This is a genomic window from Galbibacter kalidii, assembly GCF_026241135.1.
Taxonomy (GTDB): domain Bacteria; phylum Bacteroidota; class Bacteroidia; order Flavobacteriales; family Flavobacteriaceae; genus Galbibacter.
The window spans coordinates 20324-36187 of record NZ_JAPFGA010000010.1 but is presented as its reverse complement, the minus strand read 5'-3'; the positions used below and the strand labels follow the sequence as shown (position 1 = coordinate 36187).

Annotated in this window: 12 protein-coding genes; 7 read left to right on the top strand and 5 right to left on the bottom strand. The window is 39.7% G+C overall.

Features of this window, described 5'->3' with window-relative positions; all coding sequences use genetic code 11:
- Position 1: 1 nt before the first annotated feature.
- Genes OOZ15_RS11310 through panC form a run of 4 tightly spaced genes read right to left on the bottom strand, consistent with a single transcriptional unit; the run spans position 2 to position 3477 of the window.
- Complete coding sequence (locus OOZ15_RS11310; RefSeq protein ID WP_265956520.1) at positions 2-1252, bottom strand: alpha/beta hydrolase; 1251 nt, start codon at positions 1250-1252, stop codon at positions 2-4.
- 42 nt (positions 1253-1294) lie between these two features.
- Complete coding sequence (locus tag OOZ15_RS11305; RefSeq protein WP_265956519.1) at positions 1295-2263, bottom strand: lysylphosphatidylglycerol synthase transmembrane domain-containing protein; 969 nt, start codon at positions 2261-2263, stop codon at positions 1295-1297.
- Positions 2264-2265: 2 nt separating this feature from the next.
- The gene (panD, locus tag OOZ15_RS11300) at positions 2266-2616 is read right to left on the bottom strand and encodes an aspartate 1-decarboxylase (protein WP_265956518.1); all 351 of its coding nucleotides are present in this window, start codon (positions 2614-2616) and stop codon (positions 2266-2268) included.
- 12 nt (positions 2617-2628) lie between these two features.
- A complete protein-coding gene (gene panC / locus OOZ15_RS11295) occupies positions 2629-3477 on the bottom strand; it encodes a pantoate--beta-alanine ligase (RefSeq protein ID WP_265956517.1) in 849 nt (282 codons plus the stop codon).
- A gap of 108 nt (positions 3478-3585) precedes the next feature.
- Between panC and OOZ15_RS11290 the strand changes: the two genes are divergently transcribed.
- The 7 genes from OOZ15_RS11290 to OOZ15_RS11260 all read left to right on the top strand — a co-directional run bounded on the left by OOZ15_RS11290 (position 3586) and on the right by OOZ15_RS11260 (position 14316).
- On the top strand, positions 3586-4395 hold the full coding sequence (locus tag OOZ15_RS11290; RefSeq protein ID WP_265956516.1) for a glycogen/starch synthase: 810 nt from the start codon (positions 3586-3588) through the stop codon (positions 4393-4395).
- Positions 4396-4418: 23 nt separating this feature from the next.
- Positions 4419-6050 carry a BamH family beta-barrel-assembly machinery protein gene (bamH, locus tag OOZ15_RS11285; protein WP_265956515.1) on the top strand — a complete coding sequence of 544 codons (1632 nt, stop codon included), beginning with the start codon at positions 4419-4421 and terminating at the stop codon, positions 6048-6050.
- A gap of 18 nt (positions 6051-6068) precedes the next feature.
- A complete protein-coding gene (gene glmS / locus OOZ15_RS11280; protein ID WP_265956514.1) occupies positions 6069-7916 on the top strand; it encodes a glutamine--fructose-6-phosphate transaminase (isomerizing) in 1848 nt (615 codons plus the stop codon).
- Positions 7917-8006: 90 nt separating this feature from the next.
- Entirely contained in the window at positions 8007-10754 is a 2748-nt protein-coding gene (locus OOZ15_RS11275; RefSeq protein WP_265956513.1) for a TonB-dependent receptor, read from the top strand.
- Between the two features lie 16 nt (positions 10755-10770).
- Entirely contained in the window at positions 10771-12297 is a 1527-nt protein-coding gene (locus OOZ15_RS11270; protein WP_265956512.1) for an SGNH/GDSL hydrolase family protein, read from the top strand.
- Positions 12298-12454: 157 nt separating this feature from the next.
- A complete protein-coding gene (gene atpD / locus OOZ15_RS11265; RefSeq protein WP_265956511.1) occupies positions 12455-13963 on the top strand; it encodes a F0F1 ATP synthase subunit beta in 1509 nt (502 codons plus the stop codon).
- Positions 13964-14037: 74 nt separating this feature from the next.
- Complete coding sequence (locus OOZ15_RS11260) at positions 14038-14316, top strand: F0F1 ATP synthase subunit delta/epsilon (protein WP_265956510.1); 279 nt, start codon at positions 14038-14040, stop codon at positions 14314-14316.
- Between the two features lie 97 nt (positions 14317-14413).
- On the opposite strand, the gene OOZ15_RS11255 is transcribed toward OOZ15_RS11260, so the two are convergent.
- Positions 14414-15826, bottom strand: a complete 1413-nt coding sequence (locus OOZ15_RS11255; RefSeq protein WP_265956509.1) for a LamG domain-containing protein — start codon at positions 15824-15826, stop codon at positions 14414-14416.
- Between the last annotated feature and the right edge of the window lie 38 nt (positions 15827-15864).

The following is a 15864-nucleotide window of genomic DNA, read 5'->3' as shown; positions in this document are numbered from 1 at the left end:
CTTACCATCCAAAATCAGCCTTCAGTGCATCGATACGATCCAGAGCTAGATCTTTGGTAATAAAATCAATTTCTTGCATACCAAAAGCTTTTTCATAGGTACGCATGGCTTTTTTTGGTTCGCCCATTTGCTCAAAATATTCTGCTTGAAGGAAAAACCCAAGCATGGTGTCTGGATATTCTTTTTTGGCAATTTTACTCAGTTCTTCAAGGGAAGGCAAGTCTTCTTTCTTTTTGGTAGCAGCATAGATTGCCATCATATCATTGAGGCTAATGTGCTTTTTAAAACCAAAAAGTTCTTCTATGGTGTTGTATTTTTTGGTGAGATATTCCACCACAGGACCGTTGTGTTCCAAGACTTTGTTGTTGTATTCTTCAACACTGATGGGCTTATATATTTTGAAAATTTTATCGAAGGCCTTGGGGATTCCATATGAAGCTACAGAATAGTGATCGGCATTTTCAAAATTGTCATAATAATATTCGATAGACTTGTTTGTATAGCCTTTCATCTGGTTGTTAAAAACGTTGATGCGTTGGTTATTTTCCCTGTCGTTTTCTCCAGTGGCCATATAATAAAACGTCATGTTTTCAATAGTACTTAACCTTTCAGGGATTTTGCTTTCCATGACAGGTGCAAATGAAGGCGAAAGATTGACATAGGCATCAAAAAGGAGATTGTTTTTGAAGAGGTAGTAGTTGGTGAAGTTGGCGGTAATGCCATGTCCCACTACAGCTTTAAAATTGGCTAAATTGTAATTCTTTTGAACCATAGGGATGAGTTCCATACCGATAAATTCAAAGAACAGGTTTCCTTTTTTATCCGGGAAACTATTATCGTCGTTATAAAAACAATCGTCATACCGGAGTTTATCTTGATTAACTCCTATGACAATGCTTTTCGGCATTTCATCTTTATAAGCATAGAACTTTGTGTTAGCTACAACAATGTCAAAGAGATAATCGGCGTCCAAAACAACGATAAGAGGGTATGTCTTTTCAGCTGAATAATCTTCAGGGACATAAAGTTGAAGGTCTCTTTTTTCTCCCAGTTTATAGGATTCGATAGAGGTCTTTGTTACTTGTGCATTAGAAATAATGGCACACAGAAAAACGATAGAATAAAAAATTGACTCATTAATTTTAAAAGTTCTGACGCCTGTCTGCCGAACAGGCAGGCTTGCGTCAAAAGGTTTTTTGGTTTTTCCATTTAGTGCCTCACAGGCTTCCCCCGAGGTAATTGACTCATTCATGGCATTAGATTTGGTGGCTTAAAGATAGAAAAATTATTTTTTCTATGAACGTGTTCTGTTGTAAATAGGGAGAAAAAGAAAAGACAGGGCTCCAAAAATAACCACCATAATGGTTTGTGAAGACCACATGATCCATCCAAAGGCATCACCTGAAGCCTTTGAAATACCATAAATAAGGAGCATTTTGCTAACAGCGATAGGGTAGAGGCCTATGCCGCCATTGGTGGCACTCATGGCAAAAGCTCCGGCGACAAATGCTGCCAAAATAGCACTTATGGGCAAATTGGCGGTTTCAGGAAGACTGAATTTAACGATCCAAAACATGCCGATATAGAGTATCCAGATACAAAATGTATAAAAGATAAACAGCCATTTTTTCTTCATTTTGAAAATGCTGGTGACACCTTCAATAAGTCCTTGAACAAAGGTTTTGACCTTACCAAAAAAACCATTTTTAGCTTTTTTGACGAGCCATAAAAAGAATAAACCCAGAATACCGATGATACCGGTAATAATAATAAGTTTAGTAATATTGATGTCCTTGCTCATGAAGAAATCGGCTATGATTTCTGTTTGAAGCACTCCGGTGATGAAGATGATGAGCAAGAGCATGATCACATCAATGACCCGCTCAGCGATAATAGTTCCGAATGATTTTTGAAATGGAATGTCTTCATAGGTAGAAATACTGGTAGCCCTAAGGACTTCCCCCGAACGCGGAATACCCAAATTAGCCAGATATCCGACAAAAATAGCCATGAGGTTGTTGAAAATACTCGGCGTGTATCCCATGGGTTTTAGTAGTAAGTTCCATCGCAAAGCCCTAAAAAAATGACTTAAAAAGCCTAAAAACAAAGAAACGATGACCCAAAAGTAATTCGCTTCTTTGATGGCATTGATGATGCTTTCTCGATCCTCCGGGGTTGTATGTGAATAAGAATACCAAATTAAAAAAACTCCCAACAATAGTGGGAGTATGGTTTTGAGTATTTTTATCAGTTTCTTTTTCAAGTTTATGTCAGGCTATTATCCTTTTCGTTGGGGAATATCAAAGACGGTTTGAAGTTTTTGGCTTCTTCAAAATCCATGATCCCGTAGGAAATAATAATGATGATATCGCCGCGTTGTACTTTACGGGCAGCAGGGCCATTGAGTGTAATTTCCCCACTGTTTTTAGCTCCTTTTATGGCATAGGTTTCCAACCTTTCGCCATTATTGATATTTACGATCTGCACCTTTTCCCCTTCAATGATGTTTGCGGCTTCCATAAGTGCTTCGTCTATGGTAATGCTCCCAATATAATTCAGGTCGGCACCGGTGACCGTAACTCTGTGAATCTTAGACTTTACTACTTCAATTTGCATGTTACAAAGGTATTAATTTAGAGCAATATTATCTATCAGTCTTATATCATTTGCGTAAACAGCAACGAAAAGCCTGTAATCTTTGTTTTTTTCTTTTGTTTTAACAGGTTTTAATGTCTTTTCGTTAGTAATTTCAGCATATTCCAAAGAAAAATTCGGATTCAACTCAAATTGCTCTTTTATCCAATTTATTGTATCTAGTGCACTTTCTGTGCCAAACTTTTTCTTGGCATGAAGGAGGGTTTGGTATATAAAACCAGCTTCTTTTCTTAACGCATCCGGCAGGCGTTCGTTACGCGAACTCATGGCGAGTCCGTTTTTTTCCCTGCTGATGGGGCAGCCTATTATATTTACAGGAATGTGGTTCTTTTCAACTAGTTTTTTGATGATCTGTAGTTGCTGAAAATCTTTTTCACCAAAATAAGCATTGGTAGGTCCTACGATTTCGAGTAATTTTTTTACAATGGTGCCAACACCGTCAAAATGACCTGTTCTGAACTTCCCTTCCATCGCATATTCAAGTCCGTCGAAATCAAATTTTTCCGAAGTCACCTGATTGTCATAGATACCTTCAGTAGAAGGTGCGAAAACAACAATTTTGTCACTGATGGTTTTCAGTGCTTCGACATCTTTTTCGAAGGTCTTGGGGTATTTTTCAAGATCCGTTTTGTTGTCAAATTGTGTTGGGTTTACAAAAATAGTCACGACCACAAGTTCGTTTTCCTCAATAGCCTTTTGAACAAGGTTGAGGTGCCCTTGGTGCAAAGCTCCCATAGTAGGTACTAGGCCTGTGATCGGATTTTGCTCTTTTTCCTTTTTGAGGAATAAAATGAATGCTTCTTTTTGGTTAAAAATTTGCATTTTGTAAAAAATTAACAGCGTGCAAAGCTATATAAATTAAACTAATTAGGCATATTTTTTGTATTTTTGCGTGCTTTAAACCTTAGTCTAAAGAAATAAACTGATTTTATGACAGACAAAAGAGTATTATTTGTCGCTTCTGAGATGGTTCCTTACTTACCCGAAAATGAAGTGTCTTCAATGGCTTACGAGAGTCCGAGAATGGTGAACGATAGAGGTGGACAAATACGAATCTTTATGCCTCGTTTTGGAAATATTAATGAAAGAAGGCATCAACTGCACGAAGTAATCCGCTTGTCGGGAATGAATTTGGTGGTAAACGATATGGATATGCCACTTATTATTAAGGTTGCCTCTATTCCGAAAGAAAGAATTCAAGTTTATTTTATCGATAACGAAGAATATTTCAAAAGAAAAGCCACATTTACAGATGAGGATGGGAATTTATTCCCTGATAATGACGAGCGTGCCATCTTTTTTGCCAAAGGTGTTGTGGAAACTGTCAAAAAACTAAACTGGAATCCTGATATTATTCATGTTCACGGTTGGATGGCTTCACTGTTGCCACTGTATTTGAAAAAATATTATGCAGATGAGCCATTATTTGCCGAGAGTAAAATAATAACCTCTGTTTACAACAAAGGTTTTGAAGGTGCGTTAGACAAGGAGATGATGAACAAGATTAAGTTTGACGGGATTGAAGAAGAAAAAATTAAACCGTTGGGAGATCCAACATATAGTAATGTGTTAAAAGTAGCAGTAGATAATTCTGATGGCGTTGTCATCGCTTCAGAAGAAATTCCTGAAGACCTGCAAAAACACATAGATTCACTTTCCGTCCCTGTACAGCCTTATGTGTCCATTTATGAATTCGAAGAGGCGTATCATACATTTTACGAAACAAAAGTTTTAAGTTAAAAATCCAAAGACACGAGATTGAGATGAGATTAAAAGTAAGTTATGCGCTAAAAGCACTGCTCATTATTGGGAGTGTTGTGTTTTTTATGGCTTGTGAGAGGGATTATAATACCATTGGTGTCGATATGATCGACAGTGGAGATATAACGACGAATAAAAAGACATTCAACGTCGAGGCGTTCAATAAAAAATTGAAAAGTGTTAGAACAGACGGATTGTCATCCTATCAACTAGGGAATTATAGACACCCTGTTTTTGGTGTGTATAAAACCTCGTTTGCCGCCCAGTTGACATTGGGAAATGCTAACCCTGTTTTTGGAACAAAATCACCGGGAAATGAAGCGGTGTTGGATACTGAAGAAAACGAAACCGTTACTGCGGTGTATCTGAATATTCCTTTTTTTAGTGTAGTGGGTGATACAACAGATGTTGATGAAACAGAGAGCAGACCCTATCGTGTAGATTCCATCATAGGGAACAGGGATGTTACATTTACTTTGAAAGTACAGGAATTCACAAAATATTTAAGGGATTTGGATCCCAGCAGTAATTTTCAGGAGTCTCAAGAGTATTTTTCAGACGAAGACCCCAGTATGTTTGCAACAACTGTTTTGTATGAAAACCCTTCTTATACAATAAATGAAGAGGAAATCTTGTTTTTTGAAAATGAAGAGGATGATCCGGAAACAGATGTAGATGAAACAACAATACCTTCCGAAAGGCTGTCACCACGGATTCGCGTTGAGCTGGACAAAGCATTTTTTCAGGAAAATATCATCGACAATGAAGGAGGTAGTATGTTGGCAAGCCAAAACAACTTCAAAGAATTTTTGAGAGGGGTTTATACCTCTGTTGAGGTGCCCGAGAATCAATTGGCTATGTTGTTCAATCTCAACAATGCTTATATTGAAATCGAATATGACTACAACAGTGATGATGATGGAACCTTGGTTGTAGAAGAAGATACTTTCAGATTAAACCTTACCGGAAATAAAGTGAATTACATCCAGGAAGAAGCTTATTCTCAGGAAATTCAAGATGAAATGACTCCCGGGCTTAATGCTTCAAGGCTATATGCTCGCGGAGGAGCCGGAAGTTATGTAGAGATCGATGTCTTGGGAGGCCAAACCAGCGTTACTACAGCTTTTCAACAAGCCAAAGAAAATGGATGGTTGATCAACGAAGCCAATTTGATGTTTTATGTAGATGAAGCTGCTTTGCCAGAGAAAAGCGATTTGACCTTACCAAAGCGTATGTATCTCTATGATATTGGTAATGAACGTACTTTGATAGATTATAACATTGATTTGGTCGGAAATACTGGGGTGGATTCAACAAGTTATGCTATATTTAGTGGTGAATTGGATGAAGATAATGAAATAGGACCTCGTTATAAGTTCAGAATCACTCAATATGTGAATGACCTGATAAGAAATGACTCTACCAACACAAAGTTGGCATTATCGACAACCAATAGCATCTTGAACGCATTGAATGTTTCGGCTTTTAACAGTCAAGATGAAGAAATTAAAATTCCTCAAGCATCAATATCAAATCCGTTCGGAACTGTTTTTTTTGGATCAAATGTTCCTGAGAGTGAAAAGGCAAAAAAATTACAACTGGAGATTTATTATACAGAGCCGAAACAGAACTAACCGATAAAATTTTAAATTATGTGTGGAATTGTAGGATATTTAGGCCAAAGAGAGGCTTATCCCATAGTAATAAAAGGACTTGAACGATTAGAATACAGAGGTTATGACAGTGCAGGAATTGTACTTTATGACGGGGAAAAGGCAAAACTTTGTAAAACCAAAGGAAAAGTTACCGATCTAAAAGGAAAAGCCGAAAGTGAGAATATAACCACAGGAAGTATAGGCTTGGGCCATACCCGTTGGGCCACGCACGGGGAACCAAACGATGTGAATGCACATCCACATTTGTCTAATTCGGGAAATTTGGCCATTATCCACAACGGGATTATTGAAAACTATGGTTCCATCAAGAAAGAGCTTGAAAAAAGAGGATATACTTTCCATTCAGATACCGATACCGAGGTTCTGGTCAACCTTATTGAAGACATAAAAGAAAAAGAGCAAGTAAAACTTGGCAAAGCAGTACAAATAGCCCTTAACCAGGTTGTTGGTGCTTATGCGATCGCAGTTTTTGATAAAAGTAAACCGGACGAAATTGTGGTGGCTAAGTTAGGTAGCCCTCTGGCTATTGGTGTTGGTGAAGGTGAATTCTTTATCGCTTCAGATGCTTCTCCATTTATTGAATATACCAACAATGCGATCTATCTTGAAGACGAACAGATGGCGATTGTCCGTTTGGGCAGGGATGTGAAAGTGCGTCAAATAAAAGATGATAAATCTGTTGCTGCTTACGTACAAGAATTACAATTGAATTTGGATCAAATAGAAAAGAATGGGTACGACCATTTTATGTTGAAAGAGATCCACGAGCAGCCTCATGCCATAAAAGATACGTATAGAGGTCGTTTAAGAACCAACGAGGGGATTATCAAGATGGCCGGAATTGAGGACAATCTTGAAAAATTCCTCAATGCCAACCGCATTATTATTGTGGCTTGTGGTACTTCATGGCATGCAGGTTTGGTAGCCGAATATATCTTTGAAGACTTGGTTCGCATCCCTGTGGAAGTAGAATATGCTTCAGAATTTAGATACCGAAATCCGGTGATTACATCCAAGGATGTGGTGATTGCCATTTCACAATCCGGAGAAACAGCAGATACCCTTGCTGCCATTAAACTGGCTAAACAAAACGGAGCTTTCGTATTTGGAGTTTGTAATGTGGTAGGATCATCTATTGCAAGGGAATCCCATGCGGGTGCCTATACCCATGCTGGTCCTGAAATTGGGGTGGCATCAACCAAGGCGTTTACGACACAAATCACGTTACTTTCTTTGATAGCACTTAAATTGGCGCAATCTAAAGGGATGATATCTAAAACGGAATTCCATCAATATCTTGCAGAAATGGAAGCCATTCCTGATAAAGTGGAGAAAGTATTGTTGTCCGACGATCATGTAAAATATATTTCATCGGTCTATAAAGACGTTCCTAATTTCTTGTACCTCGGACGTGGATATAATTTCCCGGTTGCCTTGGAAGGCGCTTTAAAACTTAAGGAGATATCATACATTCACGCTGAAGGTTATCCGGCTGCAGAGATGAAACACGGACCTATCGCCTTGATCGATGAGCAAATGCCGGTGGTGGTTATCGCTACCAAAAAAGGACATTACGAAAAAGTAGTGAGCAATATTCAGGAAATAAAGTCGCGTAAAGGTAAGATCATAGGAATTGTTACCGAAGGAGATAAAGAGGTAAAATCCATGGCCGATTATGTGATTGAAGTCCCTGAAACCATAGAAGGGCTCACGCCGCTACTAACTACGATACCATTACAATTATTGTCATACCATATTGCCGTTATGAGGAATTGTAATGTCGATCAGCCTAGAAATTTAGCCAAGTCAGTTACCGTGGAATAGTTTTTTTGGTTTATTAATTTTTGTCCTTAAAAAAATTAAGAAATTGAAAAAATATGTATATTGTTCTTATCTAAATCTAATATTATCGAGATGAGAACAATCTTTTTTGCTTCTATTTTTCTTTTGGGTTATGCAGGTTTTTCGCAGTCAACCGTATCGGGAAAAGTAGTAGATGAGCAGAACCAGCCCATACCGGGGACCAATATCCAACTTTTGGGGCAGGCAGTGGGAACTGTAACCGATTTCAATGGTGATTTCAGTTTAACGGTCGACCAAGATCCACCTTTTAACATAGTTGTATCGAGTATTGGTTTTGCCTCACAAACAATCAATATAACAGACGGAGAGGTGTTGACGATCCAGCTGGAAGAAGAAACAACCCATTTGGGGGAAATTGTGATTTCAGCATCCAGGACACCGGAGCGGATCTTCGAATCACCTGTAACTGTGGAACGATTTGGTCTGAAAGAAATCAAAAACACAGCTTCTATCGATTTTTATGGCGGACTCGAAAACCTGAAAGGTGTTGATGTCAATGTCAATAGTTTAACGTTTAAATCAATCAACACAAGAGGGTTTGCCACATTTGCCAATAACCGTTTTGTTCAGTTGGTGGATGGAATGGATAACTCTGCACCGGCACTTAATTTTCCGCTAGGGAACTTGTTGGGAATGTCGGAGATTGACGTTCAAAGTGTGGAACTTTTGCCTGGAGCTTCTTCAGCACTTTATGGAGCCAATGCGTTTAACGGGATTTTGTTTATGAGAAGTAGAAGTCCGTTTGATGATGACGGAATAAGTGCCTATGTAAAAACTGGAATCACCTCTCAAAAAGCAGCAGGCGAAAATGAATATTGGGATTTTGGAATACGGGCTGCCAAAAAATTCTCTGATAAGTTTGCCGCAAAAGCAAATTTCTCTTATTTGAGAGGAACGGACTGGTATGCGATAAATGAGGAGAACGTTCAAAATCCTGGATTAGGAAGAAATGAAGATGTGAATTATGATGGGCTGAATGTATATGGAGATGAAGTCAGCACGAATATCCGTGGAGTGGGGATAGCCCTCGCCGAAATGGGGATCATCCCCGAAGGGGCAGTCAACATCCTACCGGATGAAAATGTAAGTAGAACAGGATATCTGGAAAGTGATCTGACCGATTATAAGGCAGAAAGTATAAAATTTGATGCAGCTTTGCATTACCGACCTTTTGCAGATGATTTTGAACTGATTTATCAAGCAAAGGTCGCTAAGGGAACTACGATATATCAGGGGGCGAACCGCTATTCCATCAGGGATTTTTTCTTGCAACAACACAGACTTGAAGTAAAGAACGATAATTTCTTCCTCAGGGGGTATATGACTGATGAAGATGCCGGAAAGTCATATGATATGCGATTCACCGGAATTAATATCAACCGCAGTTGGAAAGATGATCCCACATGGTTTGGTGAATATGCCGGAGCCTATATTCAGTCCACTTTAGCTGGAGCTCCTAGCGAACAGGCACATGCCATAGCAAGACAAACAGCAGATACAGGACGCCTGATTCCGGGAACAGCGGCTTTTGATCAGGCTTTTGATCAGGTTACTCAAGACCCTGATTTGTCGAAAGGATCTAAATTTCAGGATGGTTCACAGTTGTATCATGTCGATGCAAACTACAATTTTGCTCATTTGACCGATGCGGTTGATGTGCAGGTAGGAGGTTCGTTCCGAACGTATAGATTGAATTCCTTCGGAACTATTTTTACCGATTACGACGGGCCTATCAGCTATAACGAATTAGGAATTTACACACAACTTCAAAAGCAATTTATAGACGATCGTTTAAAGTTGACCGCCTCCATGCGTTATGACAAATCTGAATTGTTCGACGGACAGGCTACACCGCGTTTTTCGGTGGGGTATACGGCCGGAGAGGAGAGGAACCATAATATTAGGGCATCGATACAGACTGCTTTTAGAAACCCAACGACACAAGACCTTTTTATCGGACTGGATGTCGGACGTGCTATTTTGGTGGGGTCGGCAGAAACTAACTTGGACCGTTACGTAAGGACATTCCCGGTGAATAATGCTGCGGCCAATGGAGGTAATACAACAGCAACCATTAGTGGAAGGGCCGCTTATGAAAATGCTTTTACAGCAAGTTCGGTACAGGCCGGAGCCCCGGAGGCAGCCAATGTTGAATTGGTGAAACCGGAGCAAGCAGTTGTGTATGAAGCCGGTTATAGAGGGCAAATAGGAAAAGTCACGATCGATTTAAGTGGATATTATACCGATTATACCGATTTTATTGCTAATGAAAATGTGATAGCTCCCCTGTATGGTCAGGTAGGGGACAATGCGCAATCTTTATTGGCGTTGCAAAGTGGTGACTATAAGGTTTTTCAGGCCTATACCAATGCGGATTCAGGGGTGCAATCCTACGGAGCTGCTATTGCAGTAAGTGCTAAAGTTCTTAATGGCTTTGATCTCTCCGGAAACTACACCTATGCAGATATTGAACAGGATGACCCGAATTACAGAACCGGGTTCAACACGCCTAAGCACAAAACCAAATTTTCTTTTGGACATACAGAACTTGTCAAAAATTTCGGATTTAATCTGAGTTACCGCTGGAGTGACGCCTATTTTTGGCAAGCCTCGTTCGGAGATGGAGATATTCCTGCCTTTTCCGTGATCGATGCTCAGCTGAATTACAGAGTGCCTTCGATAAAATCGACCTTTAAAATAGGAGCGACCAATATCGGAGCAAAAGAATATTATACCGCTTATGGTACCGGATGGATAGGTTCGCAAGTGTATGCGTCATGGACAATCAATAATTTTTAATTAAACTTTAAAAGAAATGAAGACTATATATAGGTGGCTGTTTTCAATATTGATCATAGGTTTGGTAAGCTGTAGTTCTGATGATGATGCTACTCCAAGCGAACCAGTTATTGAGTATTCTTCCGGATCAGCCGATTTTTCAAATTATGTAGCAGTAGGGAACTCACTCACTGCAGGATATTCAGACGGAGCCCTTTTTGCGGCTTCACAAGCCAATTCTTTTCCCAATCTTTTGGCTCAGCAATTCTCTATGGCAGGTGGGGGTGAATTCACTCAGCCTATTATGAATGATAATTTAGGGGGACTACTGTTGGGTGGAATTCCCATTACTGAAAACAGATTGTATTTTAATGTAGCTGCTTCAACACCGATGAGATTACCGGGAAGTGGTACTACTGAAGTAACACAAACCTTGTCAGGACCTTTTAATAATATGGGGGTTCCCGGAGCTAAGAGTTTCCATTTGTTGGCAGAAGGCTACGGAAATGTTGCCGGGGTTCAAGCCGGGTTGGCCAATCCGTATTACGCTCGTTTTGCATCCGGAGCCAATGCTTCAGTGATTCAGGATGCTGTTTCCCAAAATCCAAGCTTTTTCACCTTGTGGATCGGAAACAACGATGTATTGGGCTATGCAATTTCAGGAGGGACAGGAGTTGACCAAACAGGAAATCCAGACCCTTCGTCATACGGAAGCAGCGATATTTCAGACCCAAATGTATTTGCGCAGGTGTACAGTAGTTTGGTTGGTGCATTGGCAGCCAACGGAGCAAAAGGAATTGTGTCCAATATCCCGAATGTGACGACTATTCCTTACCTGACAACGGTTCCATACAACCCGGTGCCTTTGGATGAAGCTACAGCCGGACAGTTGAATGCACAACTTATCGGTCCGGTAAAACAAATATTGACAGCTTTAGGGGAGGGTGACCGTCTTGTAAACTTGGTTCCCGGAGATTCAAATCCGTTGATGATACAAGATGAAGACCTTACTGATCTATCGGCTCAGTTGAATGCAGCTTTGCAAGGAGCAGGTGTTCCGGCTGATCAGGCAGGATTGATGGCTGCGTTGTACGGACAAGCAAGGCATGCTACGGAATCAGACTTGATCACTTTGCCAACATCATCTATTATCGGAGCAGAACAGGGAGGAATCCCGGCACCATTCAATACCATAGGGGTTACCTACCCGTTACGGGATAATGCAGTGCTTATCCCCAGTGAACAGGCAATTGTAACAACGGCTGTTACAGCATATAACGAAACAATATCTGCTGTGGCAGGACAAAATGACTTGGCTGTGGTGGATGCAAATACTATTTTGAATGAAGTGGCACAAAACGGAGTTGCTTTTGATGAGTTTGGCTTAAACGGGGATTTGGTGTTTGGAGGAATCTTTTCTCTTGACGGAATTCATCTTACGGCCAGAGGCAATGCTTTTGTTGCCAATAAATTCATTGATGCAATTGAAGCCAAATACAATGCAGTGTTACCTCGTTTAAAAGCAGTAGATTATAACATTATTTATCCTGAGACATTACCTTAATGAGGGCGTATATTTAAAAGAAGAAAAAAAATGTTGAATTAGGAGTGTTTTTTTAATTAAAAATATATCTTTGCAGCGCGAAAAAAAGCTTCTTTTAACGAAGTGTTTTTAGAACTTTTTTCAGCAAATAATAAGCTTAACATTAAACACTTAAGTAATGTCTGAAATTACAGGTAAAGTAGCACAGATTATTGGTCCGGTTGTTGACGTGGAATTTAATTCAGAATCGGAACTGCCTAAAATTTATGATTCATTAGAAATAACAAGAAAAGATGGTTCTATACTTGTACTCGAAGTACAGTCTCACATCGGTGAGAGTACCGTTAGAACTATTTCAATGGATTCAACAGATGGTTTGAGTAGAGGTACAGTGGTGACCGCTACCGGAAATCCGATACAAATGCCGATTGGAGATGATGTTTACGGACGTTTGTTTAATGTGATTGGTGATGCTATCGATGGATTGGGAAATTTACCTAAAGTAGGTAAAGACGGACTTCCAATACACAGGGAAGCGCCTAAATTTGAAGACTTAACAACTTCAACAGAGGTACTTTACACAGGTATTAAAGTGATCGACCTTATCGAGCCGTATGCAAAAGGAGGTAAGATTGGTTTGTTTGGTGGTGCCGGTGTAGGTAAAACAGTACTTATTCAGGAGTTGATCAACAATATTGCAAAAGGTCACGGAGGTTTATCGGTTTTTGCCGGAGTTGGTGAAAGAACACGTGAAGGAAATGACCTTTTGAGAGAGATGCTTGAATCCGGGATTATTAAATACGGAGACGATTTTACAGAATCTATGGAAGAAGGCGGCTGGGATCTTACTAAGGTAGATAAAGCTGTTATGAAAGAGTCGAAAGCAACTTTCGTATTCGGACAGATGAATGAGCCTCCTGGAGCGCGTGCTCGTGTGGCTTTATCCGGTCTTACTATTGCTGAATATTTCCGTGATGGTGCCGGAGATACACAAGGAAAAGACGTGCTGTTCTTCGTGGATAACATCTTCCGTTTTACACAAGCTGGTTCTGAGGTGTCTGCACTACTTGGGCGTATGCCTTCAGCGGTAGGATACCAACCAACATTGGCTACGGAAATGGGAGCGATGCAAGAGCGTATTACTTCAACCAAAAAAGGTTCGATTACATCTGTACAGGCAGTTTACGTACCTGCGGATGACTTGACCGACCCTGCTCCTGCAACAACCTTTGCCCACTTGGATGCAACAACAGTACTTTCAAGAAAAATTGCCGAGCTTGGTATTTACCCTGCGGTAGATCCGTTGGATTCTACTTCAAGAATTCTTACTGAGGATATCTTGGGGAAAGAGCACTACGGTTGTACACAACGTGTTAAAGAGCTTTTGCAACGCTATAAAGAGTTACAGGATATTATTGCGATTCTTGGTATGGAAGAACTTTCTGAAGAAGATAAGTTGGCCGTATCAAGAGCGAGGAGAGTACAGCGTTTCTTGTCTCAACCTTTCCACGTAGCAGAACAGTTTACAGGAATTCCGGGTGTATTGGTAGATATTAAAGATACCATCAAAGGATTTAACATGATTATGGATGGTGAGTTGGATCACCTGCCTGAAGCTGCTTTCAACTTGAAAGGAACTATAGAGGAAGCTATTGAGGCCGGAGAAAGGATGTTGGCTGAAGCGTAATTTGGTTTATGGTTGTTGGTTGATGGTTGACAGAAAAACCAACAACGAACAACAAACAACAAACAACTAAGTATATGTATTTAGAAATAGTATCACCCGAAGCTACATTATACAAAGGTGAAGTTACTTCGATAGCTGTGCCGGGAGTGGACGGTGAGTTTCAAATGTTGGACAATCACGCACCTATTGTTTCCCTTCTAGGAAAAGGAAAGGTGAAAATTTATGGTGATATTACGATTGCTAAAGAGTTTACCGATAAATTTTCAAAAGGGGAAAATGGGGAAACCGTATTGTCTATCACTAGCGGAACTGTAGAAATGAACAACAATAAAGTGATAGTTTTAGCAGATTAATTTACATAATAAAATATATTTAAAGCGCCACACTGAATGCTGTGGCGCTTTTTTTATTCACATGTATGCTAAAATATCCCCGGTTGGCAATCTAAATTTATTTTTCCTGCTCCTTCGTATATTCCAAGTCGAATCCGTTTTCTTTTAATATTACATGTTTGGTTTGGGAATCGAATTGAAGTTCTATACCTAACCCTACTTCGAAAAGATTGTTTCCCAGATGGCTTAGTAGTATTGGAGGTTGGCCCGACATCTGTACTGTCAAATCTCCATTACTTTGAGTAAAAATAAGTTTAGAGGATTTATCAGAAGTAGCATACGTACCAATATATTGCTTTATGTTTTCAATAGCGATTTTTGGAGGAGCCTTGTAGGCCGTAATTTCCTCTACCCCTTTTGTGTTTTCAAGCCTGGTAATAATACCCCAACCATAAAAATCATTTGCTACCCCAATGAGCAACTCGTTTTTGCCTTGTTTTAGGTTTAGCTCTGTACTCCCGTTTTGGACTGAGATTCTCCCATTAGGGTATTTTTTCATATTCTGTGGGAAAATATTTTTGTCTGTATACGTAATTTTATCATTTAAGTAAACCCATATTTCATCGCTAAAACCCAATTGCAGATTGGTCTTTATGGGCTTTTTGGTTATGATAGTTGCTTTCAGCCATGCCAGTCTTCGCTTATCGCTATTCCCAAAGTGGCGTGTAAGATTAACAAGACCATTTCGCTCGGCATCAATCTTTTCAGTAAATGTCTCATTTTTAGGAATTGATAATAATGTTGTAGGTTCTGTTCCTGTAGGCAATTCGCTCGCCTGTGTTATCGACCAGTTACGAATGTAGTTAGATTCATGTCTTGTAAGATCCGTCCCTTCGGATGGAGAGAGGCCTTCGGTTTCCCCGGGTTTAATTTTTAAATGGCTGATATAAGAGGACCCTGTAAACGCAATACCACCCTCTGTTTCCCGGCCTTCCAATTCGGGTATTCCCAAAACCAGTTTGTTGTTGACAAATACATTCATCTGCTTACCGGAAATCACGAGTTTAACATGGTTCCACTGTCCTTGTTTTGCATTACTCGGGGCCTGATATTGTGGGTACATATCCCACATATTCACGCCATCTAAATAAGGACAATATTGTATGCCTTCGTTGGCATAAGGATTGCCAATTTTCGGAGCTCTTAGATATACAATTTCCTGCTCTTTTTCGTCTTTTCGATGGAAATAAACCGCTAGGGCAAACGTTGGTAATATCGGCTCAATATCGTATTCGATAATACCATCTTTAAAAATAAAGTCTTTCAGTACTACATAGCCGGACTCGGAATTAATTTTCATTACATCCCGTCCTTTATATTTTAAAAAGGCTACTTTTCCTTCCTTAAAACCCCATTTTTTTGGAGTTAATTCAACTACGGTTTCAGTTGCAGACTTTGTTTGTTTCTTCTGTGGATAACTTTGAAATGCTATTCCTAGCAATAGCACAACAATTGCAATAATTTTTTTCATTTTTAAAAAGGTTTTCATCAAATTTGTTATGTTCTGGT

Coding starts and splice junctions, on each gene's coding strand:
- OOZ15_RS11310 (WP_265956520.1), bottom strand. CDS start 1,252: ATGAATGAGTCAATTACCTCGGGGGAAGCCTGTGAGGCACTAAATGGA.
- bamH (WP_265956515.1), top strand. CDS start 4,419: ATGAGATTAAAAGTAAGTTATGCGCTAAAAGCACTGCTCATTATTGGG.
- panC (WP_265956517.1), bottom strand. CDS start 3,477: ATGCAAATTTTTAACCAAAAAGAAGCATTCATTTTATTCCTCAAAAAG.
- OOZ15_RS11275 (WP_265956513.1), top strand. CDS start 8,007: ATGAGAACAATCTTTTTTGCTTCTATTTTTCTTTTGGGTTATGCAGGT.
- glmS (WP_265956514.1), top strand. CDS start 6,069: ATGTGTGGAATTGTAGGATATTTAGGCCAAAGAGAGGCTTATCCCATA.
- atpD (WP_265956511.1), top strand. CDS start 12,455: ATGTCTGAAATTACAGGTAAAGTAGCACAGATTATTGGTCCGGTTGTT.
- panD (WP_265956518.1), bottom strand. CDS start 2,616: ATGCAAATTGAAGTAGTAAAGTCTAAGATTCACAGAGTTACGGTCACC.
- OOZ15_RS11270 (WP_265956512.1), top strand. CDS start 10,771: ATGAAGACTATATATAGGTGGCTGTTTTCAATATTGATCATAGGTTTG.
- OOZ15_RS11290 (WP_265956516.1), top strand. CDS start 3,586: ATGACAGACAAAAGAGTATTATTTGTCGCTTCTGAGATGGTTCCTTAC.
- OOZ15_RS11260 (WP_265956510.1), top strand. CDS start 14,038: ATGTATTTAGAAATAGTATCACCCGAAGCTACATTATACAAAGGTGAA.
- OOZ15_RS11255 (WP_265956509.1), bottom strand. CDS start 15,826: ATGAAAAAAATTATTGCAATTGTTGTGCTATTGCTAGGAATAGCATTT.